17 protein-coding genes and 1 pseudogene are annotated in these 25,194 nt (G+C 66.5%); 10 read left to right on the forward strand and 8 right to left on the reverse strand.

Features of this window, described 5'->3' with window-relative positions; genetic code table 11:
• Positions 1–64 precede the first annotated feature (64 nt).
• Together O3W51_RS26560 and O3W51_RS26565 are read right to left on the reverse strand one after the other, a co-directional pair.
• Entirely contained in the window at positions 65–286 is a 222-nt protein-coding gene (locus tag O3W51_RS26560) for a hypothetical protein (RefSeq protein ID WP_269287490.1), read from the reverse strand.
• Positions 287–344: 58 nt separating this feature from the next.
• Positions 345–701, reverse strand: a complete 357-nt coding sequence (locus O3W51_RS26565; RefSeq protein WP_269287491.1) for a hypothetical protein — start codon at positions 699–701, stop codon at positions 345–347.
• A 14-nt stretch (positions 702–715) separates the two neighbouring features.
• Here O3W51_RS26565 and O3W51_RS26570 point away from each other — a divergent pair.
• A pseudogene (locus O3W51_RS26570) lies at positions 716–1,525 on the forward strand (tyrosine-type recombinase/integrase); the annotation flags it as partial.
• Between the two features lie 610 nt (positions 1,526–2,135).
• Here the strand turns inward: O3W51_RS26570 and O3W51_RS26575 are convergent.
• The 4 genes from O3W51_RS26575 to O3W51_RS26590 form a co-directional block, all read right to left on the reverse strand.
• A complete protein-coding gene (locus O3W51_RS26575; protein ID WP_269287493.1) occupies positions 2,136–2,501 on the reverse strand; it encodes a polymorphic toxin type 43 domain-containing protein in 366 nt (121 codons plus the stop codon).
• Positions 2,502–2,705: 204 nt separating this feature from the next.
• Positions 2,706–3,110 (reverse strand): type II toxin-antitoxin system VapC family toxin, encoded by a 405-nt coding sequence (locus tag O3W51_RS26580; protein ID WP_045562922.1) that lies wholly within the window; start codon positions 3,108–3,110, stop codon positions 2,706–2,708.
• A 9-nt stretch (positions 3,111–3,119) separates the two neighbouring features.
• Entirely contained in the window at positions 3,120–3,317 is a 198-nt protein-coding gene (locus O3W51_RS26585) for a hypothetical protein (protein ID WP_269287495.1), read from the reverse strand.
• Positions 3,318–4,003: 686 nt separating this feature from the next.
• Positions 4,004–4,387, reverse strand: a complete 384-nt coding sequence (locus O3W51_RS26590; protein WP_269287496.1) for a winged helix-turn-helix domain-containing protein — start codon at positions 4,385–4,387, stop codon at positions 4,004–4,006.
• Between the two features lie 407 nt (positions 4,388–4,794).
• Between O3W51_RS26590 and O3W51_RS26595 the strand changes: the two genes are divergently transcribed.
• The 3 genes from O3W51_RS26595 to O3W51_RS26605 are packed head-to-tail and all read left to right on the forward strand — an operon-like array spanning position 4,795 to position 7,924.
• Positions 4,795–6,417 carry a replication initiator gene (locus tag O3W51_RS26595; RefSeq protein WP_269287498.1) on the forward strand — a complete coding sequence of 541 codons (1,623 nt, stop codon included), beginning with the start codon at positions 4,795–4,797 and terminating at the stop codon, positions 6,415–6,417.
• A complete protein-coding gene (locus tag O3W51_RS26600; protein WP_269287500.1) occupies positions 6,414–6,599 on the forward strand; it encodes a helix-turn-helix domain-containing protein in 186 nt (61 codons plus the stop codon). Before O3W51_RS26595 ends, O3W51_RS26600 begins: the two co-directional genes overlap by 4 nt.
• Positions 6,599–7,924 carry a tyrosine-type recombinase/integrase gene (locus O3W51_RS26605; protein WP_269287501.1) on the forward strand — a complete coding sequence of 442 codons (1,326 nt, stop codon included), beginning with the start codon at positions 6,599–6,601 and terminating at the stop codon, positions 7,922–7,924. The genes O3W51_RS26600 and O3W51_RS26605 overlap by 1 nt, the downstream gene beginning before the upstream one ends.
• A 79-nt stretch (positions 7,925–8,003) precedes the next feature.
• Here the strand turns inward: O3W51_RS26605 and O3W51_RS26610 are convergent, their stop codons facing one another.
• Together O3W51_RS26610 and O3W51_RS26615 are read right to left on the reverse strand one after the other, a co-directional pair.
• Positions 8,004–8,240, reverse strand: a complete 237-nt coding sequence (locus tag O3W51_RS26610; RefSeq protein ID WP_269287502.1) for a hypothetical protein — start codon at positions 8,238–8,240, stop codon at positions 8,004–8,006.
• A gap of 14 nt (positions 8,241–8,254) precedes the next feature.
• Positions 8,255–14,314, reverse strand: a complete 6,060-nt coding sequence (locus O3W51_RS26615) for a polymorphic toxin-type HINT domain-containing protein (RefSeq protein WP_269287504.1) — start codon at positions 14,312–14,314, stop codon at positions 8,255–8,257.
• A 1,338-nt stretch (positions 14,315–15,652) separates the two neighbouring features.
• Between O3W51_RS26615 and O3W51_RS26620 the strand changes: the two genes are divergently transcribed.
• The 6 genes from O3W51_RS26620 (at position 15,653) to O3W51_RS26645 (ending at position 25,112) form a co-directional block, all read left to right on the forward strand.
• The gene (locus O3W51_RS26620; RefSeq protein ID WP_269287506.1) at positions 15,653–19,489 is read left to right on the forward strand and encodes an FG-GAP repeat domain-containing protein; all 3,837 of its coding nucleotides are present in this window, start codon (positions 15,653–15,655) and stop codon (positions 19,487–19,489) included.
• A gap of 159 nt (positions 19,490–19,648) precedes the next feature.
• Positions 19,649–21,397, forward strand: coding sequence for an FG-GAP repeat domain-containing protein (locus O3W51_RS26625; protein WP_269287508.1), 1,749 nt, complete (start codon positions 19,649–19,651; stop codon positions 21,395–21,397).
• Between the two features lie 327 nt (positions 21,398–21,724).
• Positions 21,725–22,273, forward strand: a complete 549-nt coding sequence (locus O3W51_RS26630) for a hypothetical protein (RefSeq protein WP_269287509.1) — start codon at positions 21,725–21,727, stop codon at positions 22,271–22,273.
• 217 nt (positions 22,274–22,490) lie between these two features.
• The gene (locus tag O3W51_RS26635; RefSeq protein WP_269287510.1) at positions 22,491–22,835 is read left to right on the forward strand and encodes a hypothetical protein; all 345 of its coding nucleotides are present in this window, start codon (positions 22,491–22,493) and stop codon (positions 22,833–22,835) included.
• 23 nt (positions 22,836–22,858) lie between these two features.
• A complete protein-coding gene (locus O3W51_RS26640; RefSeq protein WP_269287512.1) occupies positions 22,859–23,950 on the forward strand; it encodes an AAA family ATPase in 1,092 nt (363 codons plus the stop codon).
• A gap of 31 nt (positions 23,951–23,981) precedes the next feature.
• A complete protein-coding gene (locus O3W51_RS26645; protein WP_269287514.1) occupies positions 23,982–25,112 on the forward strand; it encodes a PD-(D/E)XK nuclease family protein in 1,131 nt (376 codons plus the stop codon).
• Positions 25,113–25,194 lie beyond the last annotated feature (82 nt).

Consider the following 25,194-nt stretch of genomic DNA (forward strand, 5'->3'; position numbering starts at 1 on the left):
CATGTGCGCCACCCCTCCGCGCTCGTCTTCGCCCAATCCATGTGGCGCAGAACCCACCAAACCATCAGCAAACGGATCCACTACGCGCAACGACGCCTACGAGCTCTCCAACCGCCCCTGTAGTACCGGCCAGGACGACCTTCCACAATCTGTTGTCGTAGTGCTCGAAGGGATCGTCGCTGGGATTGGTCGGGACAATCGGCTGGACGGGGAGGCCCTTGCCCGGACTGGCGCCGATCATCAGCCCCACCCAGATGCCGTCGTCGCCGCCGGTGTAGTCAGTCATCCGGTCGCAGATGCTCCGCATCGCAGCGATGCGGCAGCTGCACCACTCCATCCGACTGTCATCCGGCAGGACGAATTCTTGCGAATTTTCCGGCCATGACAGGTCCAAGGTGCTCAACTATTCCGCAGCCCGGACTACCCGGAAATGGCAGTTTATCAAGGAAGGAAGTGACGATGATCTCATTCACTTCGGATATCCCCAAGGAGCTCTGATCTTCCAGGAAAAGGAGCGTTTTTCGCCAATCCGGAAGGCCAGAGTCCTTGCCCAGATATGAATCAATTGTTTCCCCTACAACCTCCCAGAAAAACAGATGTGGAAGCACTCCTTCATTGTTGAATTCATGTGAGACATAAAGATCTTCAAACTCGGGAATCCGGGCGACGAGCTCCCTAACCAATTGAACGGCCCTGGTCATCAACAGCCTCCAAGTCCCCGCTGACCCTGGTCTACGTGCACTCCGTCCTCAAGTCCGCACTGGAGCACGCCGTCCGAGAAGAGGAGATCCCCCGCAACGTTGCCCGCAACGTCCGCATGGGAACACCTCGACCCCGCCGGTTCGAGCCTCTCACCACCGAGGAAGCGCGCGCGTTTCTCACCGCCGTCGACGGCCACCGGCTCAGTGGGCTGTTCGAACTCGCCCTACGCACCGGCCTGCGCAAGGGCGAACTCCTCGGCCTGCGCTGGGAAGACCTCGACCTGGTCGGCGCAACCGCCAGCATCCGCCGCACCCTTCAGCGCACCAACTCCAGCGGCCTGACCGCCCTGCCGACCAAGACCCACAGCTCAGAACGGCGCATCGCTCTGCCCACCGAGTGTCTGCGCTCCCTCGAACAGCACCGCAAACGCCAGGCACAGGAGCGCGAAGCGGCAGGGACCGACTGGAAGGCCAACGGCTACGTCTTCACCCGGCCCGACGGCTCACCGATCGAGGGAGCCACCCTCACCCGGCACTTCAACGCCCTACTCCGCCGGGCCGCCCTGCGACGCATCAGGTTTCATGATCTCAGGCACTCGGCGGCCACCCTGCTTCTGGAGCAGGGCGTGGAACTCGTCGTCATCAAGGAACTCCTCGGCCATGCCCACATCGGGGTGACCGCGACGGTGTACGCCCACGTCCGCATACGACTCCAGCGCGACGCCATCGACCTCCTCGGCCGTGCCCTCCGCAATCCCTTGGAGGCCACCAGCGAACCTGACGACGGCGACGGCCCGCCGCTTTGTGCAGCACCCGTCCGCTGACGTTGCCGTCAACTACTGCCGTCAAGACCCCAAAGAGGCCCCGCTGGAAACGAAATCCAGCGGGGCCTCTTTGGCATTTTCCGCATCCCGACGCTGCTACTTCAATTACCCGGGGAGCCGCACCATGTCGGCGTTCACCATAGGGATCTAGAAGTCAGCCACCATCGCCATGGCAGGCTTCACCTACGAATTAAGACGTTGAACTCGATCCCGTACCTCCGGAGTCAGAACCTCCGAATTTTCCATCCTACCGAGAAGCTCACGAATGAGTTCACGGTCGAAATTTGGCTGCTGTGCCATCTCGATAGCCCAGGGGGCGGCTAGCTGCATCCAATACGAGCGGCCAGAATTCCATGCCGACCCAACCGTTAGCTCGACCAGCCTCTCGGGAGTTGACACGCCGCCCCCATTGAGAGATTCCCATGCGCGGGAAAACTCGCTAAGGCAGGCAGTAAGATCGCGCTCCAAATAAGGCCACATGGGAACGAACCCAGAGCCCTCAAGCGTCGCCCGGCCTTCCAGCTCAACGCCTACGCCGATCCGACCGTCGGGCATGATTCCAATCCATGCCTCGTCGCCGCGATACACCACCGGAGTCCATTCGGTCATCTCAACCCCACGGCCTGTAGTCATACTGAATTCCATGCCCATTCAAGAATTCTTGAAACTGCTGGCGCGTCGCATCCGTCCACCTATGACCATAGTGCCCACTATTTTCTGTGAACACCAAGCGGCCATTATCGCGGAAGATGGTGCCGCCCAGCACAGTATTCTTATCGGCACCCATGGATTCTGCCAGTTGCTCATGTGGACTGAGCCCCCCAGGAATTCGCTCACGGTCGCCTGCCAGGAATTCTCCTGCGTCGGAGTCGAACACGAATTCAGTCTCCGGCTTCGGAGAGGTGAAGGAGGACAAAGCGTCGCCGGAATTGGTCCCTCGCCCCAATGCAACGTCGCCACACCCGCTGTTATGCACAAGGACCGGCGTCGAGCCCGCGAGTACATAGTACGTGTGCTATTTGACCCCTCCCCACCTGCGTTTTCGCAGGTCAGCAGGGTTTTGACGGTGCGTCGGGGTCCGTGATTGTGCGCTGATGTCCGTGGTTGTTGCCGTCACCACTGCCGTCAGAGGACTAGACCACTGCGCCTGCCTGGCGGCTGCCGACGTCGCACTGGCGGGCTATTCGGTGCCGAGGATGCGCAGGCCGTGGTGGGTCCTGAAGTCCTCGTAGTCCTTGAGGTTGAGCGTGGCCAGCGGCAGGTCATAGGTCAGGCAGCACGCGGCGATCCACATGTCGTTGATCGGTCGGGGGCGTCCGCGCTGGATGCCCGCGGCCGACAGTCGGCCCCACATCGCCGCGACGGGTTCGTCGCCCGGAAGGATCGGGATGCCGGAGAGCCAGTCGGCCAGTTCCTGGCGACTGCGGGTGCCCCAGTGCCGGATCTCGGTCCACTTGGTCAGCTCGCCGAAGGTGACGAAGGTGATCAGTGGCTTCCGGCCGATCAGGCGGGTGGCCAGCGGACCGGTGAGCTTGCGCTTGTGGGTTAGCGAGGCAACGTCGGTGTCGAGGATGACGGGCTGCACGGCGGCGGCTCAGGCCACGTCGCGGTGGCGCTCGGCGTACGTGAAGGCCAGGAACTCCTCCAGCTCCTCATCCGACTCGAAAGTGTCGGCGGCGAGGTCGTCCAGGGAGCGGATCGGCTGGGTGTTCTTGGCCGCAAGGAGTTCCTCGACCGACAGGCGGGGCCTGATCGGCGGGTAGGCGAAGTGGTCCGCGTCGGGTGTGCTCATCGGGACCTCCACCGGGGCATGCTGCGGGCTGACAGAGTTCAGCATACGGGGCGGAACTCCCGGGGACACCGGGCTTCCACCCGTCCGTACCGCCACTCGAACAGCCGTCCGGCGCCCCGGGGTGGTCGGTGCTCATAGGAAGGCTCCCGGCTCGCCAGTGGCGTAGTCGGTGACCGGTGGGCGCTGTACCTGTCCTGGCTGGCCGTGGCCTACGCGGATGCGAATCTGCCGGGGAGGGCACCCTTCGGGCGTCGGGGTGGCGGCGCGGAGGCCGGGCCGGGGAGGGGTCTGCCGAGAGGGCCGACCGCCGGGAGCACTGCTCCCCGCCGCAGGCGGGGCCGGCCACCGCCCTCGGTGAGCCCGGTGCGACGCACGCGAGGATCGGCCCCCTGGCCGGTCCTACGCTGCGATCCGGCCGTAGGACGGTCGCAGGCGACAACTTGCTCTGCCAGGAGCCCAATTCAGGTCAGCCCGGCGATCTGCCCGGTTGCCGCCCTCGCAGCCCTGGATCACGCCCCGGCTACAGGGGCGGCTCGCCACCTGCCGCGCTGCCCTCCCGAGTGAACGGTGGGCTTGTCGACGACGGCGGCCAGCTCCAGCGGGCGGGGCCCGCCTTGAACCTCGTAGAGAAAATCTGGACGCACACTCACAGCCCCTGGCCGTCCAGGGGCCGGGGGTCAGCAGCCTCACCTGGTGAAGCCCGCCTCCAGTGCTTCGACGCGGGCCCGCAGGCCAGTGAGCTGTTCCACGGTCTGGGCGAGTGCCAGCTCCAGCGCCTCGACGCGAGCCGCCGTCCCGCCGACGGGCACGCTCCCTACGTCCGAGCTGCCGGGATCTTCGTCGGTGTCGATGTCGATGTCAGGCTGGGCGACGAAGGTGCCCTTGCCGGGGCGGGAGATCGCGTAGCCGTCCCGCTTCAGCAGGGCCATGGCCTTCTGCACCGACAAGCTGGAAGCCCCGAACTCCGCCATCAGCACCGCCTGCGTCGACAACGCGTCCCCCGGCTTCAGCCCGCCGGAGCGGATCCGCTCCCGCAGGGATTCGGCGATGACCTCGAACGTCAACAGCACTGCGCTCCCCGCCGGCCTACGCCCTTGCCTCCCGACCGTCACCGCTGGCCACCTGCCCTCTCCGCGCCACTATCACCGAAATCCGGCCCGTCCAAAACGGGAAGCCCAGGCACAGTACCCGCACCCCACCAGGCCACCGAAGTAGATGAGGAGGGATGCACTTGAATGCGCCGTTGAAGCGATGCTACCTTCACGCACCGCTGGTGAACACCACCGCTGACCAGGCCAGACGCCCCCGGCCCACCACCCACACCCGACGACTCGCGCACCGTGCCCTCGTGCGCTGACCACTCGGGTCGCCCCTCAGTCGCCCCTCTTCTTTCCTCGCTCCCTGCCGGAGGTCTGTCTCCATGCCCGCACAGCCCCAACTCCCCTCCCCCGCAACCACGTCCGCTCCCACGAACGCAATGTTCGCCACACCTGCGCGCCCCAGCACCGCCGACGCGTCGGCGAATCGTGGCTCGGCGCTAGAACGTCGGGCGCGGCTGACGGCCCGGCTGGCCAAGCTCGCCGCCGCCGGACACCTCGCACCCCTGGCCCGGCAGATCGGCTCGCTGGGCGGCTGCGCCCGCCCCATCCGCATGACCGGGCACCGCACCCGGCTGGACACCGTCACCGGCCAGATCCTCGACCACCTCGACACCCGCCACCTCCCGGCCGGCGAACTCCTGCTGCGCTGCGGCAACCGCCGCGCCACCCGCTGCCCGTCCTGCTCGAACGTCTACCGCTACGACACCTACCAACTCATCGCCGCCGGGCTACGCGGCGGCAAGACCGTCCCCACCACCGTCGCCACCCACCCCCGCGTCTTCGCCACCCTCACCGCCCCCGGCTTCGGCCCCGTCCACAACCAACCCGGCGCATCCCCGTGCACCTGTGGTACCCGGCACAGTGACAGCGACCCGCGCCTCGGCACACCGCTCAACCCGCAGGGGTACGACTACACCGGCGCGGTGCTCTGGAACGCCCACGCGCCTGCATTGTGGGCACGCTTCACCAGCCACCTGCGCCGCGAGATCGCGCATGCGGCTGGTCTGACGCAGCGCGCCCTGCGCCACCACGCGACCCTGTCGTACGCCAAGGTCGCCGAATACCAGAAGCGCGGACAGATCCACTTCCACACCGTCATCCGCATCGACGGCCCCACCGGCCCCACCAGCACCCCGCCCACCTGGGCCACCACCGACCTCCTCGACCACGCCGTCCACGCCGCCGCCCACCGCACCCGCGTCCCGCACCAGCACCGCTCCCGGGTCAGGGCGGCCGGGCCCGCGCAGCCGACGGAGCCCACGGTGTTCCGGTTCGGGCGGCAGATCGACGTCCGCGCCATCCGCAGCACCGACTTCACCGACCACGCCCCCGTCACCGACCGCCACGTCGCCGCCTACATCGCCAAATACGCCACCAAGGGAGCCGAAACCACCACCGGCACCCTCGACCGCCGACTCCGATTCCTCGCCGAACTCGCCCAACACGACCTCACCGACCACGCCCGCCAAATGATCCACACCGCCTGGCACCTCGGCATCCGACCCGAGCACGCCCACCTGCGCCTGCGGCAATGGGCCCACATGCTCGGCTTCCGAGGCCACTTCTCCACCCGCACCCGCCACTACTCCACCACCCTCGCCCACTTCCGAGCCGAACGCACCACCTGGCGCACCCGCCAGAACGACGCCCAGCAGCAGGCCAGTGAGGGCTGGCCGTTCACTGACCAGCACAGTGACCGCAGTGACCGCACTGACCTGACCGCCGGTCACACCGACCCCGAGGCCGGTCACCGCAGCGGTCACCGTGCAGGGAGCGAGCGGCAGGTCGACACGGACACCACCTTGGTGATCTCGCACTGGCAGTACACCGGAAGCGGCCTCCTGCCCGAACTCGCCCACCTCGCAGACCTCCTGGCCGCCACGCCAAAGCCCCAACCCGAGCAGTCAGCCCGCACCCGACAGACGCGACGCGCCAGTGACCGCGCCGGTCACTCCACCGACCCGCTGACCGCACCCGGCCAGACCGAGGCGAGCGCGTGACCGCCAACGCCGAACTGCTGACCGTGCCCGAGGTCATGGCGCGCCTGAAGATCAGCCGCTCCACCGTCTACGACCTCATCCGCACCCGGCAGCTCGCCTCCATCACCATCGGCCGCGCCCGCCGCATCCCCACCCACGCCCTCACCGCCCTCGTCCACCACCAACTCGAACAGGCAGCCTGATGGCCAACCCCGGCACCAACCTCACCTCCGCTCCCGGCACCGGCTCGCGCAGGGTCCGCGCCAACGGCGACGGCACCGTCTACCAGCGCAAGGACGGCCGCTGGGAAGCCGCCGGATACGTCCTGGCCGTCGGCGACACCCGCAAGCGCATCCACGTCTACGGGAGCACGCGGAAAGAGGCGCTGGCCCTGCTGACAGAAAAGGTTGCCACCAGCAACCGCGGCATAGCCGCTCCCTCCGCGCAGGGCAGCGTTGCCACGTTCCTGACCTACTTGCTGGAGACCGTCGCCGTCCACCGCCTCCGGGAGAACACCCACACCCGCTACACCGCCTGCGTGCGCCTGTACGTCATCCCCGGCCTGGGGCGGAAGAAGCTCGCCAAGCTCACCGCCAAGGACGTCCGCACCTGGCTCGACCAACTCCGCACCACCTGCCAGTGCTGCGCACGCGGCCTCGATGCCGCGCGTGACCAGCCCCAGTGCTGCGCGACCGGAACCTGCTGCCGCAAGCGGCTGTCACCACTGACGCTCGCCTACGTGCACTCCGTCCTCAAGTCCGCCCTGGAGCACGCCGTCCGCGAGGAGGAAATCCCGCGCAACGTCGCCCGCAACGTCCGCATGGGTACACCCCGCCCCCGCCGCTTCGAACCCCTCACCGGCGAGGAAGCCCGCGCCTTCCTCGCCGCCGTCCACGGCCACCGGCTCAGCGCACTGTTCGAACTCGCCCTGCGCACCGGGCTCCGCAAGGGCGAACTCCTCGGCCTGCGCTGGGAAGACCTCGACCTCACGGGCGCGACCGCCAGTATCCGCCGCACCCTCCAACGCACCGACTCCGCCGGCCTGACCGCCCTGCCCACCAAGACCCACAGCTCGGAACGGCGGATCGCCCTGCCCACCGAGTGCCTGCGCTCCCTGGAGGAGCATCGCGACCGGCAGGCCCAGGAATGCGAGGCGGCGGGGACGGGCTGGAAGGCGAGCGGCTACGTCTTCACCCGGCCCGACGGCAACCCGATCGAGGGGGCCACCCTCACCCGGCACTTCAACGCCCTCCTGCGCCGAGCCGCCCTGCGACGCATCAGGTTTCATGATCTCCGGCACTCGGCGGCCACACTCCTCCTGGAGCAGGGCGTCGAGCTCGTCGTCATCAAGGAGTTGTTGGGCCATGCCCACATCGGAGTGACCGCGACGGTGTACGCCCACGTCCGACTCCGCCTCCAGCGCGACGCCATCGACCTCCTCGGCAACGCCCTCCGCCTCCCCGCCGAGCCTGCAGCCCGACCCGAGGACGGCGACGAACCACCGCTTTGTGCAGCACTCGTCCGCTGACGTTGCCGTCAACTACTGCCGTCAAGCCGCTAGCGAGGCCCCATTGGGAGCAACTCCAATGGGGCCTTCCTCGTGCGTGCTACATCTTTCTCCGAGCGACCGAGAGCGCCCATTCAACGAATTCTGCAGACACGCTCTCAACCTTCGGACTGATACTCACCTGCGCATCCGACCAGCCATCTCCGGAGCCATATACAGCAAGAATTGATCCACTTTCATCGATAGTCGGATCGACAAATTCAATCACATGCTCCCCATTTGTGTCATCAATGTCGATGACCTGAATGCGGCGATCCTGGAATACTTCATACCTCACAAAAGAACCTCCTCTTAGTCCAGGAAACCCGAGAAGTTTCCACCGAGGTCAAACCGTGCCCCCAGCCCACTGGGGAGACGAACGTCGAGCGTATCCTGCCAGGTTCCACCGACGCGCCCGTAGCCAAGGTGCGCGACCGAATCAGGGCTAGTCAGAATATCGTCAAGCATATTCTGGCCAGCCTCGTTCCAGCCCGTAGGGTTCTCTCTCCCGGTCGGCCTCGGCCAGTTCCCGCCAGTTCCCGAACGACCCGCGTGCTTTTGCAGAGCGCGACCGGAAACAGAATATCCACCCTTATCTGCAGCAGCTCCAGACTTAGAGGCAGCCCCTAGGTCTATAAGACCATCGGGGCCAGTTCCGCAGTTATGGACCAAGATCGGCGTCGTACCGGCCAGTACATAGTACGTGTGGAGTTGGCTCACGGTGAGGTTGTAGGTGTCGACAGTCTGGTGGTAGTTGCGTACTCGCACGACGGTGAGGAATGTGCCGTCCGGTTCGCGGAGCTTGTCGCCGACGTGGAGGTCTGCCGCGTTCACCCACTCATAGCGGCTCACATCCCAGTAGGGGTGATGCTGGGTCGAGGTGATGGTGCGACTGCCCGTTGGAGTGTGGAGCGTAAGATCGGTGAAGTCCTTGTCATCCTTTGTGACGATGACGTTGGTGACTGTCTCCGCCTTCGTCGTTCCGGTTACCGGATCTGTCGCCAGAACTTGATCGCCGACATGGACGTGATCGATGGTTGTCGTGGCGCCGTTGGCGAGGAGTACGGCGGTGGATGCCGCAAAACTGTTCTTTGTGGCGCATGCTTTACCAGCAGCGATTGCTGCATCTTCTTTAGCAGTCGCGGCCGCGGCCTCTTCCCGTGCGGCCATTCCCTCTTCGATCGCCGCTATGCCGGCACCTGCGGTGACGATGCCCGCTCCGCCGCCTGCGGCGGCCTCCGTTCCCGCAATAGCGGCTTCTGTGCCAGCCGCAATGCATTCCAGCAAAATGATGACGCAGAGTCCCGCCACAGGAGCAGCGATCGCCACTCCGACAACAACTGCCTGCCACGTCGAGACTTTGTTGTGAATGGCGGTGTCGGGGCCGCAGTGATTCAGGCCCATGGCGTAGTAGCAGATCTGGCGCGGCTGTGGGTTGCCTGTTCCCCCTCCGGCCTGAGAGCTCTTCTTTCCAGTGCCCTTGGGAGCAGGTTTCGGCGGGCCCACTTCGTCGTGATCGCGGTGGGTGTTTCCGGTCCGGTCGATGGATTCGCTGCCCTTGCCGCCGCCGGTCGACAGGCAGGGGCCGCCATCCCACTCATAGACGCAGAGACCTGCGGGGTCGCTGTGGGTGACAGGGTTGTCGCCCGCGTAGGCGTAGCCGCCGATTTGGTTGGGATCGGTGGCTTCGAGGATGGGGTCCGCGGAGATGAACCGGCCGAGGGCGGGGTCGTAGTCGCGTGCGCCGAGGTGGGTGAGGCCGGTGGTCTTGTCCTGGGTTCCGCCGACGAACCCCTTGTCGCCGGGCCAGGTGGTGGGCTGGGTACCACGCGGGTTGCCGTAGGGGTCGACGAGCCGGAAGGTCGGGGTCTGGGCGGTGGCGTCGAGGCTGGAGGTGCCGGTGGCTTGGTCGTTGGGGGCGACGAAGTTGTAGGCGGTGCCGGCTCCGGTGCGGGTCATGGTGACGCCGCCCGGGAGGGAGATGTAGCGGGTTCCCGAGGTGGTTTTGGCGACGGAGTCGTAGACGACTTCCTCGCCGGGGAGGAAGAGGGTGGTCTTCCCGTCCGGGTCGGAGCGGAGCAGTTGGCTGCCGTCCGCGTCGTAGGTGTAGGTGGTGGGGTTGTCTTGGCCGGTCGATTTCAGGCTTTCGAGCTGGCCCTCGTGGTTCCAGATCAGAGTGTCGGTACCGGGCGTGGTGGTACGGGTGGTGGTGTCGCCCAGTGCGTCGTAGGTGTAGCTGCCGCCGGTCTGGGTGCCGTCGGGCAGGGTGGTCTGGGTGCCGGTGAGGGTGTCCGGCTGCTGGGTGGTGTCGCCGCCTTTGCCGTAGGTGTAGGCGGTGGTGGTGTCCCTCGTGTTGATGGCCAGCGCGTGCTGGGTCTGGGTGGTGCGGTTGCCGTTGGCGTCGAAGGTCCAGGTGGACCAGTAGGCGTCGGGTCCGCCGACGGTGGCACTGCCCGCGGTGGTGCTGGGAGCTCCGGCGCAGGTGTCGGTAGCGGTCCAGGCATCCGTCATGCGGCCGAGCAGGTTGTAGTTGAAGCACTGGGTGTCGACGGCGGTGCCGAGCCGGTTGTCGGTGATACGCGTGATGTTCCCGGCCGGGTCGCGGTCGTAGGTGGTGTCTTCGACCTTTTGGGGGGCGATGGCGCGGGTGGTGGTGGTGTTGTTCAGGGCGCCGGTGTGTTCGTCGAAGGCGTTGGTGAACACGGCGGTGTTGGAGAGTCGGCCGACGGTCATCTGAACGACGCGGCCCAGGGCGTCGAACTGGGTGTCCGAGGTATAGGCGGCCAGTCCCCCCGAGGAGGTGGCCATGTCCATGGCGTTGTAGCCGGTGGTGACCTTTTCCGCGGGAAGGGTGCCGGCTGCGGGGTAGCTGACGGAGTACGGCAGGCCCACGTTTTTGGTGTACGTGTTGGTGTAGGTGTAGGGCCCGCCCAGGCCAACGACGCTTGGGGGGATCGTGATCGTCGTGCCCTTGGGGCTGCCATTGACGTTGAAGCCCGTCGTGGCGGTGGTGTAGGCGTTGCCCGCGCTGTCGTAGTGCGATGACGCGGTTTGGCGACCGATGCTGTTGGTCACTGCGGCGTCGTCGTAGGTCCAGCTCGCCAGCTTGGGCGCGGAACTGTCAGGGCCGTCGTAGGTGGCGGTCTTGCGGCCGAGGACGTCGTAGGTGGCAGCCACGGTCCTGCCCCGTGCATCGGTCGACGTTGTCTGTCGGCCCGCGGCGTTGTAGGTCATGGCGGTGGTGCCGGTGTCGGGGTCGATCTGTGCGGTGCGCTGTCCGAGCAGGTTGTAGCTGTAGGTGCGCTGATTTCCGCCCGGGTCGGTGATGGCGGTGTTCTGCCCGTGGCTGCCGGAGGCGTCGAAGGTGAACTTGGTGGCTGCCGGGCTGCCGCCGGTGACCTGGTCTCCGGTGATCGTGGGGACGGTGGTGTAGCTGTCGGTCTCAGTCGTCCGGCCGCGGCCGTCGGTGATCGTCGTGCCAGGTGTGCCGCCCGTCGGCGGGATCACTGTGGTGCGGTCGCCGCCGTAGATCGCCTTGGTCTGTTCCTTGACGATGCCCTTGGATTGGGAGACCGAGAGGGTCGGCCGGCCCAGGCTGTCGTAGGTGACCAGGCTCTGGTTGGTGACTTGTGGGTCGGTGGTTGCCACCAGGGTGGTGTTGGGTCCGCTGGAGCCGTCCCAGTAGTCGTGGTTGGTCTTCCAGACCCAGCCGCGGGAGTCGTAGTAGACGTCCGTGAGGAGTCGCCCGCCCTGGGGCGTCATTGTCTGGGTCTGGCGTTCCCGCAGCAAAGCGTCGTACAGCTGGACGCTGGCGGTGTAGCTGCCGTCCTCGTTGAGCTTCTTCGTCGTGATTGCCGAGGGGGCCGTGGCCGACGGGGCGTAGACGAAGGTGTAGTTGGCGGTCTGGGTCGCCTTCGCGCGTCCGGGAAGCCAGATCGCCGTAGTGCGGCCGAGGGCGTCGTATGTGGTGTCGGTCTCGGCCGCGTTCGCGTCGATGACGGACGTGGATGCGCCTCGGGTGGGTTCCAGTGCGGTGCTGACCGTCTGGCTCTTGGCGTTGGTCACCGTGATCTTTGTGGTCTGACCGCCGCTGGTGGTGTAGGCGGTGGTGTTCTTGTTCCCCAGCGCATCCCAGGCCGCGGTGGACCGGCCGTAGGGGTCGAAGTCACCGGCCGCCTTGACCTGGTAGGTGAAGGCGCCGCCGGTGTAGTCGCTCGCCTGGGCGATCAAGGTTGCTTCGCCCAGTGTGGGTACTGCTTGGCTGGTGGGCAGTGCCGGAGGCCAGCTGGTGGGGGGCGCCGTGTCGTAGTAGGTGCGCCTGTCGGACAGAACATCGGTTGGGCGATTCACGCCCGTGGGGTAGCCCAGACCGTTGGAGGTGGTGGCGTCGCCTGTCGCGCAGGGACCCTTGTCCGTCTCCACCTCGGTGGGCAGCCCGATCAGGCTCCAGATCGCATTGATTGGCGCATAGGAGGTCGTGGTGCAGGTTTCCTGCGCCGGAACGCTGACATCGCCCTTGTCGTCGACATAGCGCAATAGCCCTGTGGTCTTCTCGTAAGAGTTGGTGGTCTGCGTGGTGCGCCAGGTCGTCGCCGCGCCGGAAGTGACAGCCGACGTGGTGATCGTGGCCACGGGTCGCACTATGCGTGAGGTGAGTGCGACCAGCCCGGTGCGTGCGCGGGTTGCCATGGCAGAACTCGTCCAGTACGACGAGACCACAGCACTGCTGAGGGGGCCGCCGGAGCCCTTGTATGTCAGCGTTTCGCGGGTATTGCCGGCCAGTTGGTTGGTGTCGGGGACGCTGGCGGCAGCGCCCGGCACAGTGACGGCCGGCGACAGCGCGACGCTTGCTGATCGGGTGGCACCACCGGGTAGCGTGTCACCGTCCATGCCCTGGTAATAGATGGTGTCGGACAGTGTCTGACCGTCGGTGGTGCTGCCGGTGCGGGTCTGTACTTCGCTGTAGCCGCGCCATTGGCCGTAGGTGCGGTACTTGGCCTTGACCGTCTCGTTGTCGTCGTAGTGCCAGGCAGCTTTGCCGTGGGTGTAGTCGTATGTGGTGACGGTGCCGGCGGAGCCACCGGTGGTGTCGTTGTCACTGACTGAGCGGACTACGTACTTGTTGAACCAGTCCAGGATGGGGTCGGGAAGACCGTCTGGCGCCCAGTAGACCGGGAAGCACGCGGTTGTGTTGGTCGAGGGCACCGTGCTGGTACTGCACCCGACCGGGGCCTGGTAGTTGACGCTGATCGCGTCGCCGCTCTCCGTGGTGATACCGGCGATTCGCCACTTGTTCAAGTTGGCGTAGCCACTACGGGTGTTGAAGCGGTTGGCCAGATTGATTCCGGCAAACTTCACCGGTGGCAGAGCGCCGTCATTCCGACTGATTTGGTCGAGCCACAGCGCCGGTTTCTCGTTCGCGTCATTGGTGGCCGGATAAGACTGGGTGAGCGCGAAGGTGTCGACGTTGGCGTAAGAATTGGGGGCGGCGGCGTCGTGGATCCCGGTGTTGATCGATTTCAATCGCTTGAGCGTCCAGAACGACGGCGCGTGGTTCGCGCAGGACACGCCGGAGTTGCAGTTCAGGTCGTACGGGACGTCCGGCCAGTTCGCCGTGTTCGAGGCGATCGGGTCACAGGTACCGGTCACACAACGGTCGCCTTGCACGTACTGCACGCGCTGCGGGGCGATGGTGGAGCCGTTGCCCAGGCCGTAGTCGATGTGGTCGAGCCAGCCCCCACGGGTGTACTTCACCCCAGTGGTGGAGTTGTTGGCCCCGTAGTAGTTGATCTCCTGGCCGTAGTAGTACACGATCGCGTTGCCGTGCACGTCCTCGACCTCGTCGAGGTTCCACTGCCATGCCTGCTGGCAGGAAGCACTGGCGAAGGCCGCCTTGTAGCAGGGGTCCCCGGAGTGAGCACCGTAGACCGGGACTGTCCAGGCGGAATGTGTCGTGCCGTAGTTCGGGATGGTGTTGCGGCCGTAGTAGTAGATCTTGCCGCCGGAAGTGATCTTCCAGTAGTCGCCGTCGTAGGTGTCGTTCTGCGCGGTGTTCCCGGCGACGACGAGTTCTACTTTGGCGGTCGGGTCACCGGACAGCTTCCAGTGCGTGGGCGTCGAGGCCGGGGCCGTGGTGGAAGAGACGCAGGCGGCGTCCTGTGCTGCGTCGCAGACGATGTCCTCGGACTGCCCGTTAAGGACGACGTGCAGGATCTGTCCGTCCCAGCAGTTGTCCGTCACCTTCGGCGCGGTTCCGGCCGGGTCGTCCTTGCAGGAGACGTAGGAGCGCGTCACCGCGCCCACAGAGTCGCCGCCCCACCCTTCGCCGATCCCACTGGTCTGGTTGTCGGTGGACGCAAGGCGGCCGTCCACGGACTGAGCGGAGTAGCTCAGCCCTACCTCAGGGGTCAGATTGCTCGGCGTGGGCGGAACCTTGATGGGATAGGAGTAGGTGAAGTCGCCGCTGCTACCCCCCGCCGTCCATGAGCCGGAAGCAGCAAACGGGATGGCCGAGTAGTCGCCGCCTCCGCTCGATGTGCCCGAGGTGAGGGCAAACACCATCATGCTGCTTTGCGGGGCCATCGAGGTCGTCTGTGCCGACGAGGCCTTAGGTCGCGCGAAGGTCGCAGGTTCAGCCGGGACGGCAACCGTTGCGCTCACCTGTGATGCGGCTGAGTCATTGTTGCCAGCCAGAGGGGATTGCACCTGACAGGCCGGCTTCTGCGGCGTGGTCAGAGCGCAGGCGGGCAGCTGGACCAGGTGCAGGCGCGAGGACCAGTCTCCGCCGTAGGTGTCCTTGAATGCCGAGTAGTTCACGGCGACCGATACGGGGCCCGCAGCTGACCCGGGTGGGGTATTCGCGGTGAATAGCAGACCGTTGACGCCGGCCTTGGCCGTGGTGGCCCGGTCTCGCATCTGCAGTGTGACCTGTGACGGACCGGCAGAGGGAGTGCCTGCAGCCTTCGCCGCCGTTGTGCCCTGAAGCTGTGTTCCCAGCTTCACCTGCACCGGAAGGGTGCCGGCCCGCTTCCACGGCGAGTTGCTGTTTGGGGTTGTGCCCAGCTTCGCGGTTCCCGAAGGTGCGGCTTTCTGGGTCGCCTCGGTCGTGGTGCCAACAAGATCGACCGTCGCGGTTCCCGCTGCCGGCCAGCTCGTCGCCCGTGGCTTCCACGGGATGAGGGGTGCCCCGGCCTTCGGTGCGGGTTTCGTCGGCACATCGTGCACCGTCACGGATTTGACCTGTGGGGCGTCCGGGAAGGCCGGTTCGGCCGCTTGGGCGAACGTCGGCACCGCCAGCAGGGACGCGATCAACGCCAGGGTCGCCGTCTGCGCAGCGGGCGACGGCCGCCGTCTGGCGGCACGACGCACATCGAATTGGCGGCTGAACCAGCCGCCAAGGTTCGCAGACATAAAACCCCTCCCCAGAGATCACGCAGAGCTCCCGAACCGTAAAGTTTTCGCAAGTCAGAGGGAAGGGCCCAATGGAACCTTGACTTCCATTTGACCGTGTCTTGAATATGTCTCAGTCAAAATTCACAGGCTGCCATGCGAGTCCGGAGGACCGACAAGCCTTCAGGGACAGGGGCGGCATATCCGACAATCTCAGCACCACCCAGCCGCTGCGCCGCGCGCCGCGCGCTGGATCAAGGGGGGCTCATGCCCAGCACCACCCGTCGGCCGCGGCAACGCGGCGGGCTACCATCTCGCGGCTTGGGAGCCGCAGTTGCCGCCACACTGCTCGCCGCGGGCCTGGGGATCCCGCTGGTAGCACCGACACCGGCCCGCGCCGACACCGCGGCCGATGCGTCAGCGACCAACCCGGCCACAGCAGCTGCCGCAGCCACAGCGCAAGCCAAACGGACCGGCAAGCCGGTCGACATCCCGGCCCTCACCACGCCGACCGAGACGGTAGCCGCCGATCCGTCCGGTTCGCTGACCTTGACTCAGTCGTTGTACCCGACTCGGGTCAAGCAAGACGGCTCCTGGAAGGCCGTTGATCCGGCCCTGCACACCACCTCCGACGGCCGAATCACCCCGGCAGCCGTTCCGTCGGCGATCACACTGTCCGGCGGCGGCTCGGGACCCTTGGCGTCCCTGACGTCCTACGGGAAGCAACTGGCGATCTCCTGGCCCGGCACGCTGCCCAAGCCGACCCTCGCGGGCAGCACCGCCACCTACGCCGAGGTCTTGCCCGGCGTCGACCTGCAGGCGACCGTCAGCCCACTGGGCGGCTTCTCCGAAGTCCTCGTGGTCAAGAACTCCGCCGCCGCGGCCAATCCCAAGCTCGCCACTCTCACCCTGGGGACCACCGCAGTCGGCTTGAGCGTCTCGGGCGACAAGGCGGGCAATCTCAAGGCCACCGATCCGACAGGCGCCGCGTTCTTCACCTCACCCACCGCCATGATGTGGGACTCCAGCAGCCTGGCACCTGCCAGCACCAGCCCGACCGCCTCGCCCTCGTCCGCGACGTCGAAGGCCTCCCGCGCGAGCGTCACCGATACCCCCAGCTCGTCACCGACGGCGACCGCCGTCCCCGGCTCCAACGACCCGGCCTCGGATGACGGTCCCGGCCCCGGGGCGCAGACCGCGCAGATTCCCGCCGCCGTCTCCGCGGGCAAGCTCACACTGACTCCGGACAGCACCGTGCTGCGCGGCCCGGGCACGCACTACCCGGTCTACATCGACCCGGCGTGGAACCCCAATTACGCAACCGACCCCAAGCAGGCCTATGACGAGATCCAGCAAGGGTGCCCGGACAAGAACGCGCTGAACTCCTCCACCGCCCCGTATGACACCCCAGGTGTGGGGCTCAACGCCTACAGCGGATGCACGGGACTCGAGGAGGCTTTCTTCCAGTTCAAGCTGGACTCCCGCCTCACGAACGCCTCGGCGAGAATCATCAACGCCACCTTCAAGGTCAAGGAGGTGTACGCCGCCAGTCTCGACTGCGATCGCACGTCCAATGTCCAGGTCCGACTCACCGGCGCCATCGGCAGCTCGACGTCCTGGAGCAATCGGCCTGAACTGAAGACCGTGCAGGACACCAAGCCCTTCGGCAGCACGTGCACTACCAACCCTTCCCAGGGCTTCAACGTCACCAACGCCTTCATCCAAGCCGCTACCGCCAAACCGGCGGCCTGGCCGTCCGTGCCCCTGGGGATGTTCGCAACCGACGAATCGGAGAAGCTCAACTTCCGCCGATTCGCCAACAACCCCACGGTGGACGTCTCATATGACACGGTGCCCGCCGTCTCCTCCCCCAGCACCAGCCCGACCACCCCGTGCGCGGGCGGCACCACCATCGGGCACACGACCGTGAGTCTGAACGGCAACCTCACCGACGCCGACCAAGGCGCGGCCATCCAGGGGAAGTTCACCCTGATCGGCAAGGACGGCACGGGCAAGATTGTCTACCCGGCCGGGGGCACAGGGCCCGCGTCGGCTGAACCGTCGAACACGGTCACCGGCAGCGGCACCGTGACGTGGAACACCGGCTACCTGCCGACGGGAACCTATACCTGGACGGTGCAGGCAGACGACGGCAAGTACCTCTCTCCCACCTCTACCTGCCACTTCGCGGTCGATGCCTCTGCGCCCGGGGCGCCCACCATCACGTCCACGGACATCGACGATCATCCTGGCAGCTGGCCGGCGCGGACGGAGGCCAACTTCGTGGTCCACGCGCCGGTGGACGCGGCGACCAACAAGCCCGCCACCGACGTCGTCCGCTACGTCTACGGCTGGGGCACCCCGCCCCCCACCGTTGACCCGCCACATTTCCGCGATGCGGCTGCGGCCGGTGCTGACACTCCACTCCCACTGACCCCCGTGGGTTTCCTCTACGACGTGCTCTACGTGTACGCCGTGGATGCGGCCGGCAATGAGTCACCGGCCAACACCTACGCCTTCACCACAGCCCGGCCCACCCTCGCCGATCCCACCGGCGACTTCACCGGCGATAGCAAGCCCGACCTCGTCACCCCCGGCCCCGACGGCGATGTGCGCCTGTACACCGGCAACGGCAACGGCACACTCAGCACCCCGCTGAAGATCAGCACCGGCGGCGGCTTCTCCGGCGCCAAACTCGCCATCGGCGGCTTCCGCAGCTGGGGCGAGCAGGACGTCCTCGCGATCACCGCCGATGGCCAGGCTCATATCTACTACGGCAACGGCGACGCCGAACCGCTCCCCAGCTTCGCGCGGAGGGACAGTGACACCCCCGGCATTGCCCCTAAGGATGCGCTACTCAGCCCGGACACCACCTTCGACTGGTCCCAGGTCACCGCGGTCACCGCGGACGACTCCGGGTACGCGGTGGGCGATTATCCCAATTTGTGGGTGACGACCGGTGACGGCGCCCTGTGGTGGGTTCCCGGTACCTTCGCGGCCGGCTCGTTCGACACTCCCATCCAGCTCGCCGCTACCGGCTGGCAGGGAAAGACCTTGGTCTACGGTGGTGTGAAGAACGGTCACCCGGCCCTGTGGGCCCGTGACAACACCGGTGGTGAGCTCTCCCTCTACACCGGCACCGAGGGCGCACCCGCCGGGTCGGATCCTGCGGCCAAGAGCGTGATTGCCGCCAGCGGGTGGACCGCTGCCGCGCATCCGCAGATCTCCTCCGCCGGTGACTCCAACGCCGATGGCAAGCCCGACCTGTGGGCCACCGACAACCAGCCGGTCAAGGACCTCTACTACTACGCTGGCAGCACCGCCGGCCCGCTGGCCACGCCCCTTCGGGTCCAGACGCTCAACCCCCAGGGCGACATCACCGGCGACGGCCAGGCCGACATCCTCGCCGTCGACACCGCGGGCAATCAGTACATCTACGCCGGTACCAGCGATACCAAGACCGCCAGCTTCACCAACCGATTCCTCACCGGCACCAGTTGGGACGGTGTGAACTCGATCAACGTCGGTGACATCAACGGCGACAGCCGGCCCGACCTTCTCGCCCGGATGGCCTCAGACAGCACCCTGTGGGTCTACCCCAACACCGGCGGCACCGGCACCAACACCTTCGGAACCCGCTACGAGGTCGGGGTCGGGTGGGGCGGCAAGAACATCATCATGGTCGGCGACGTCAACGGTGACGGCAAGGTCGACATCCTCGCCCGCACCACTTCCGACAGCAGCCTGTGGGTCTACCCCAACGCCGGCGGCACCGGCACCAGTACCTTCGGTTCGCCCTACAAGGTAGGAGACAGCTGGGGCGGCCAGTCCGTCATCCGGCTCGGTGACATCAACGGTGACGGCAAGACCGACATCCTGTCCGTGGACACGGCCGGAAACCAGTACGTCTACCCCAACACCGGCGGCACCGGCACCAGCACTTTCGGAACCCGCTACCTGATCGGCACCGGATGGAGTGGCACCAGCGCCATCAGCCTCAGCGACATCGACAGCGACGGCAAGCTCGACATCCTCGCCCGCAGTGCTGCCGACAACGGACTCTACGCATACCCCAACACCGGTAACACGGGCACCAGCACCTTCGGAAGCCGATACCACGTCGGCGACAGCTGGGGCGGTCAAACGGTGATCATCTAAGCGATCACAGCGGTCCGATCCAGCCATGGTGCACCGGACCGCCGACCGGCTGAACCTTGGCCGGATCGAGAAGAGCTGCCGGTGGCTCGACGTTTCGGCCACCGGCAGCTCCCAGCTACCTCTGCTCATCACTGGACAACCCTCCCGGAGGACACCCCCGTGCGCATCACCCCGCGCTACCGCGCCGCGCTCACCGTCGCGCTGGCAACAGCAATCAGCGCGGTGCCGCTGCAGGTGGCCACCGCCGACGACACACCGCCGGCTCCGTCGATCGCCCTCAACATCGCCAACGCGATCGACATCTACGGCCCCGCCACGGACACCACGCTCACCGTCGCGAACCCGCCAACCGCCGACACCTATGTCAGCCTGATCGTCAACAGCGGCACCGACGAACTCCACATCACCGACGACAGCGGCCAGGAGCTTCCGTTCCGGAATCGTTCGGAGAACAGCTGGTTCGTCGACATCGGCGCGGCCGACAGCAACAACAACACCATCCCCGGCGGCACCCTCGCAGCCGGGGAAATCCATCTCCACATCGGCGCCGGCTACGCAGCCCACAGCCTCGAAGATGTACAGGCCGTACTCGTCGACGGTGCCACCAACAAGGCGATCGCCGGATCCCGGTCCGAGTTCCTGCGCGTCCAGCACCCCGGATTCACCACGTCCTGGCTCGGTCCGGGCTCGCAGTGGCAATCCACCTCCCCGGTGCCGCTGACCACAGGAGCGAGCGGCCCGCTCGTCGTCTCGATCCAGCAGTCGATGGGGATGACCACGCCGCCGGCCACCACGACAGCGCGCGTGATCTTCACCCCCCAGCAGCTCGCCGCCGCCGGATACACCGCCCGCCAGGTCGCCGACAGCCTGCACGTCGCCTACTCCCCATACCAGGAAACCAACACTTTCTCCCCACGGGCCTGGACCATCGGCGCCGACGGATCCGTCAGCCTCGACCTTGCCGCCACCCACTGGGACAGCACCAACCCGCTGCGAGACCAATTCCTGGCATTCACCGCAGTTTGGGGCCTGCCCGCAGGCCCGCTCACCGCCACACTGGAGAACCGCGACCTGTCAGGCCGTCTGTTCTCCAGCCAGCCGCTGAGCTTCCAGCTCACCGCGGGCCCGGTGCCCGCCACCTTGCGGTGGAACCGGTTCGCGATCGACGGCGCGGGCACCATGTGGAACTACGAGGGCACCGGCAACCCCGGCAGCCTCTTCCAGCCCCGCCGGATGATCAGCAAGGGCTGGCACGTCTACAACACTGTTACCAGCCTCAACGGCCAGCGCGCCGACGGCACCGGCGACCTCGTCGGCCTGGACGCGACCGGCACCCTGTGGCTCCACCGCGCCACCGGCAATCCCAGCAGCCCCCTGAACCCCGCACGAATTCCCATCAGCAAGGGCTGGAACATCTACAACACCATCGTCGGCGTCGGCGACGTCACCGGCGACGGTCACCCCGACCTGGCCGGCCGGGACCGCAACGGCGGCCTGTGGATCCACAAAAGCACCGGCAACCCGGCCAAGCCCTTCGACCCCAACCGCATCCCGATCACCGCGGGCTGGAACATCTACAACATGATCACCGGTGTCGGCGACATCACCGGCGACGGCCACCCCGACATCCTCGGCCGCGACGCCAACGGCACCCTGTGGATCCACAAGAGCACCGGCAACCCCGCGAAAACCCTCGACCCCAACCGCATCCGGGTTGCCGGAAACTGGAGCGCCTACACCGCCTTCGCCGGCATCCGCGACCTCACCGCCGACGACCACCCCGACCTCATCACCCGCGACCGCAACGGCGACCTCTGGCTCCACCAGGGCACCGGAAACCCCGCAGCACCCTTCAAGGCCCCATACAAAATGGGCACCGGCTGGAACTCCTACACCATCATTCACTGAGCGAACGTTCCCCGCCACGTGGAACGAAGTACGGAAACCGTGATCATCTAGGGGCTGCTCACGCGGTCTGATGCGCCAACCTGGAGCACCCAGACCGATGATTGTCTGAACCGCAGCAGGCTCCAGATCCTCCAGAGCAAAGGAGAAGGCCCTCGCCGGGCGTGCGGCGAGGACCTTCGACCTCTTGGAGAAACCGACATTACCAAGTCTGGGGAGAGACGCCGGGTTTCTATATCTACTACTGGTTACAATCTATGTGCAGACGTTCCGTGACCGGAAGGCGATGAAGTGGCAGGCGAGGAGAACTCGACAGCGAGGAAGCCCTACATGGCTGGCGGTGCCGAGTTCGCGGCGCTGTACGACGTGAAGCGGCTCCAAGTGAGCCAGTGGATCAGCCGTGACCACACGCTCGACTACCAGCACGCCAAGATCATCAGCGGATCGCCTTACTGGCTGCTCCAGTTCGTGAAGGGCTTCGGCCAGACCACCCCGCGTACGAAGTACGTCAACGAGGTCGCGCTTGCCGCGCTGGTCAAGGAGCAGGACCCGGGTTACTGGGTGGGGCAGGTCGACCAGCTTCCGCCGCTCGTAGGGCAAGCCGAGCTGGTGGCGCTGTTCCAGTTGCCGTCCGGGGCCCTGCTGAGGAAGGCCGTAGGTACGGGCCGCTTCCGTCCGGCCGACTACACGCTGTCCGGATCGCCGATCTGGCTCCTGGAGCCCGTGGTGGAAGATGTGCCCGCACTCCAGGCCGGAGCCCGCGGGGTGGACTGGGCGGTCGACGAACGGGTTCTGGCTGCACTCCGCGCTGGGACGTACGACGGTCCCGGCGCCAAGATCGTGCCGCGCGGCAAGGCTGCGCGCCAAACCCCCAACTAGCCTTCCCAGTAGGTGACTTGTTCTTGATCTAACCCCTATTTGCATATAGAATAGAAGCGTACCCAGAGAGGGTGCGCGCTATTCGACCGGGGGTGAGATGCGGAATTGCAGAGGGCCGCCGGGTGCGGTCGGACGGTGTTGTCGATCGACATTCCTCTTACCCAGAGATAGATTCCAACACTCCAGAGTGTTCCTACTATCTCTGAGGGGGAGAGCCTTGCTGATCGACCAGCCGCCGTTGTTCGGCACCATCAAGCCCGTTCGCCACCCCGCCGACGTCGGCGACCTGACCATCCAGCAGCGGTTCGAGGCGTTCCACGTGCTCAACCCCTGGGTTCTCAGGGCGCTGGCCCGGATGACCGCCGACTGCGCGGAGAAGGGGTTCGGCCGCATCGGCATCGGGATGCTCTTCGAGCTCCTGCGCTACCAGTACGGCGCGGCGACCCGGGGTGACGAGTTCGCGCTGAACAACGACTACCGCTCCCGGTACGTCCGGCTCCTGCTGGCCGAGCACCCGGAGTGGTCCCCCCTCTTTGAAGTCCGCGCTCTGCGCGCGGACTGACCACGACCTCTTGGAGCCAGATCGTGACCACACCCGCGGGCACCGCCAAGCCGCCCGCCATCAAGCTCAAGACCCGTAAGCCGACCGGCATTGTGCCGTGGCCGCTGATCCTCATCGAGGGTGAAGAGGGCGCCGGCAAGACCTACTCGGCGGCCCAGTTCTCCGCCTCTGAGCGCATCGGCCAGATGTACTGGATCGACCTCGACGAGGGGTCTGCCGACGAGTACGCGGCGATCGAGGGCGCGAACTACCTGATCATCGAACACGACGGCACCTACCGGGACATCCTCGAACAGGTCGAGGCCGTACACGCCGAAGCCCGGCGTGCGGCGGCGGCCGGAGAGCCGCCGGTCGTCCTGACCATCGACTCGGGATCTGCTCTGTGGCGGATGCTGACCAACTGGACGTATGAGCGGGGCCGCAGGACGCGGAAGAACCGCAAGTTGCTCCAGGAAGACCCCGACGCGCCCTTCGACGTCGGCCGGAACCTGTGGAACGACGCCTTGGAGCGTTGGAACAGGATCATCTACCTGCTGCGTACCCTCCCCGGAATCGCCATCGTCCTGGCCCGTGGCAAACAGGTCAGCGCCACCGACGACAACGGCCAGCCGATCCAGAACCAGACGGAGTGGAAGGTCTCGGCCCAGAAGGACCTGGGCTTCGACTCCACCTGCTGGGTGCGCATGAAGCGCGACGCCGACCCCCAGATCGTGAAGGTCCGCTCCCTCCGCATGCGCGTGGAGCAGCGGAAGCCGCTCACCGTGCGGGACTTCAACATCGAAGACCTGGTCTTCAACGGCCTCGGCTGCTCCATCGAATCGCAACCGCGCGTCATGCCCGCGCTTGCCGGGGATTCGGTCCAGCCGTGGCTGATCCGCATCGCGGCGCTGAACGACAAGGAAGCCCTCGGTGCGCTCTGGCGCGCTGTCCCGGACCCGGTCAACCGGCTCGACCGGGAGGAGATCGCCACCATCCGGGCCGCCGCTGAGCAGCGGGCCGCCGAACTGGACAACCCGCGCTCGGAGATGGGTGAAGGCCCACTGACCGACGCCGACAAGCTCCGCGCCGCCGCCAAGCGGAAGGCCGCCGAGCAGGACGCAGACGCCGAGCAGTGACCGGTTCACACCCATCTCTTGGAGAACTCGCATGTCCGTAGCCACCATCGCCGACGGGATCGCGCCCTCGATCTGGGACGCGGCCCATGACGTCGACGCCCGGCGTCCCCGTTCGCTGCAAACCCAGCTCGGTGCATCCGACACCGTGTGCGGCCGCCGCGCCGCGTACATCCTGCACGGCGTCACACCGACCGACCATGCCGACAAGCGCGCCGCGATCCTCGGAACCTTCATCCACTACGGCCTGCTGGAGTCGGCGCGTACGGAGTACGGATGGCTCGTGGAACGCAGCGTCCAGGACGACCTGATCCGGGGGCACGTCGATGTCGTCCAGCTCGACGCGACGACAGCCGCCCGCCTGCCAGCCCGGCACAGACCGGTGATACCGGCGGACGTACTCACGGTGGAGGACGTGAAGACGAAGTCCACCTACCTGTGGGACCGCGTCCTCCGCTACGGGGCGACGGCGGCCGAGCTGCGCCAGGTCTACCTGTACGCGGGCGCGCTGCACGAGGTGGGGTTCGAAGACGTGCCCGGCCAGCGGTACCTGTCCCGCCTGGGAGCACTGGACATCGGCCGCATTCGCTTCCGCTTCATCAACCGTGACAGCGGCGCGGAGCACATCCAGGAGATCGACTTCGATCCTCAGCGGGCGGCCGAGGCCCAGTGGTGGGTGGAGCGCGTGCGCGAGACCGGCGACCCCGAAGAGATGCCGCGCGACTTCAACGGACCTGGCCTCGACGCCATCTGCGACTACTGCCCCTTCCGCTCGCTGTGCTGGCCGGGCACAGCCCCGGGCGTGCCGGAACAGACGGCGCTGATCCACAACGACGCCGACCGCGAGCAGGCGCTCATCGACTACGTGAAGGGACACGAACTCGCGGGTGAGGGCGACCGAATCAAGAAGTTCGCGCGCAAGAAGCTGGACCAGTCCCCGGCTGGGGTCTACGGGCCCAACAAGCTGTCCTGGCGTGGCGGGAACGACGAGGAGAAGGACGACGTGGAGGCGATGGTCGACCTCCACGAGGTCGCCGGCATCCCCGTGCCGATGAAGCCGGACTCCGATCGCATGGTCAAGAACCTCAAGGCGGCCGGGCTGCCCGTCCCACGGCGGAAGACCGGCAAAAAGACGGCCCCGATCATCAACGTCGGGCCTGCCTGACCCGGAATCCCTAACTCCTCAGCCCCGCCCGTGAACCACGGGCGGGGCGCCCCGTCCTGCCGCCACGCTCGTACCGCCCAAG

Source organism: Streptomyces sp. H39-C1 (assembly GCF_027158125.1).
GTDB classification, from domain to species: Bacteria; Actinomycetota; Actinomycetes; order Streptomycetales; family Streptomycetaceae; genus Actinacidiphila; species Actinacidiphila fildesensis.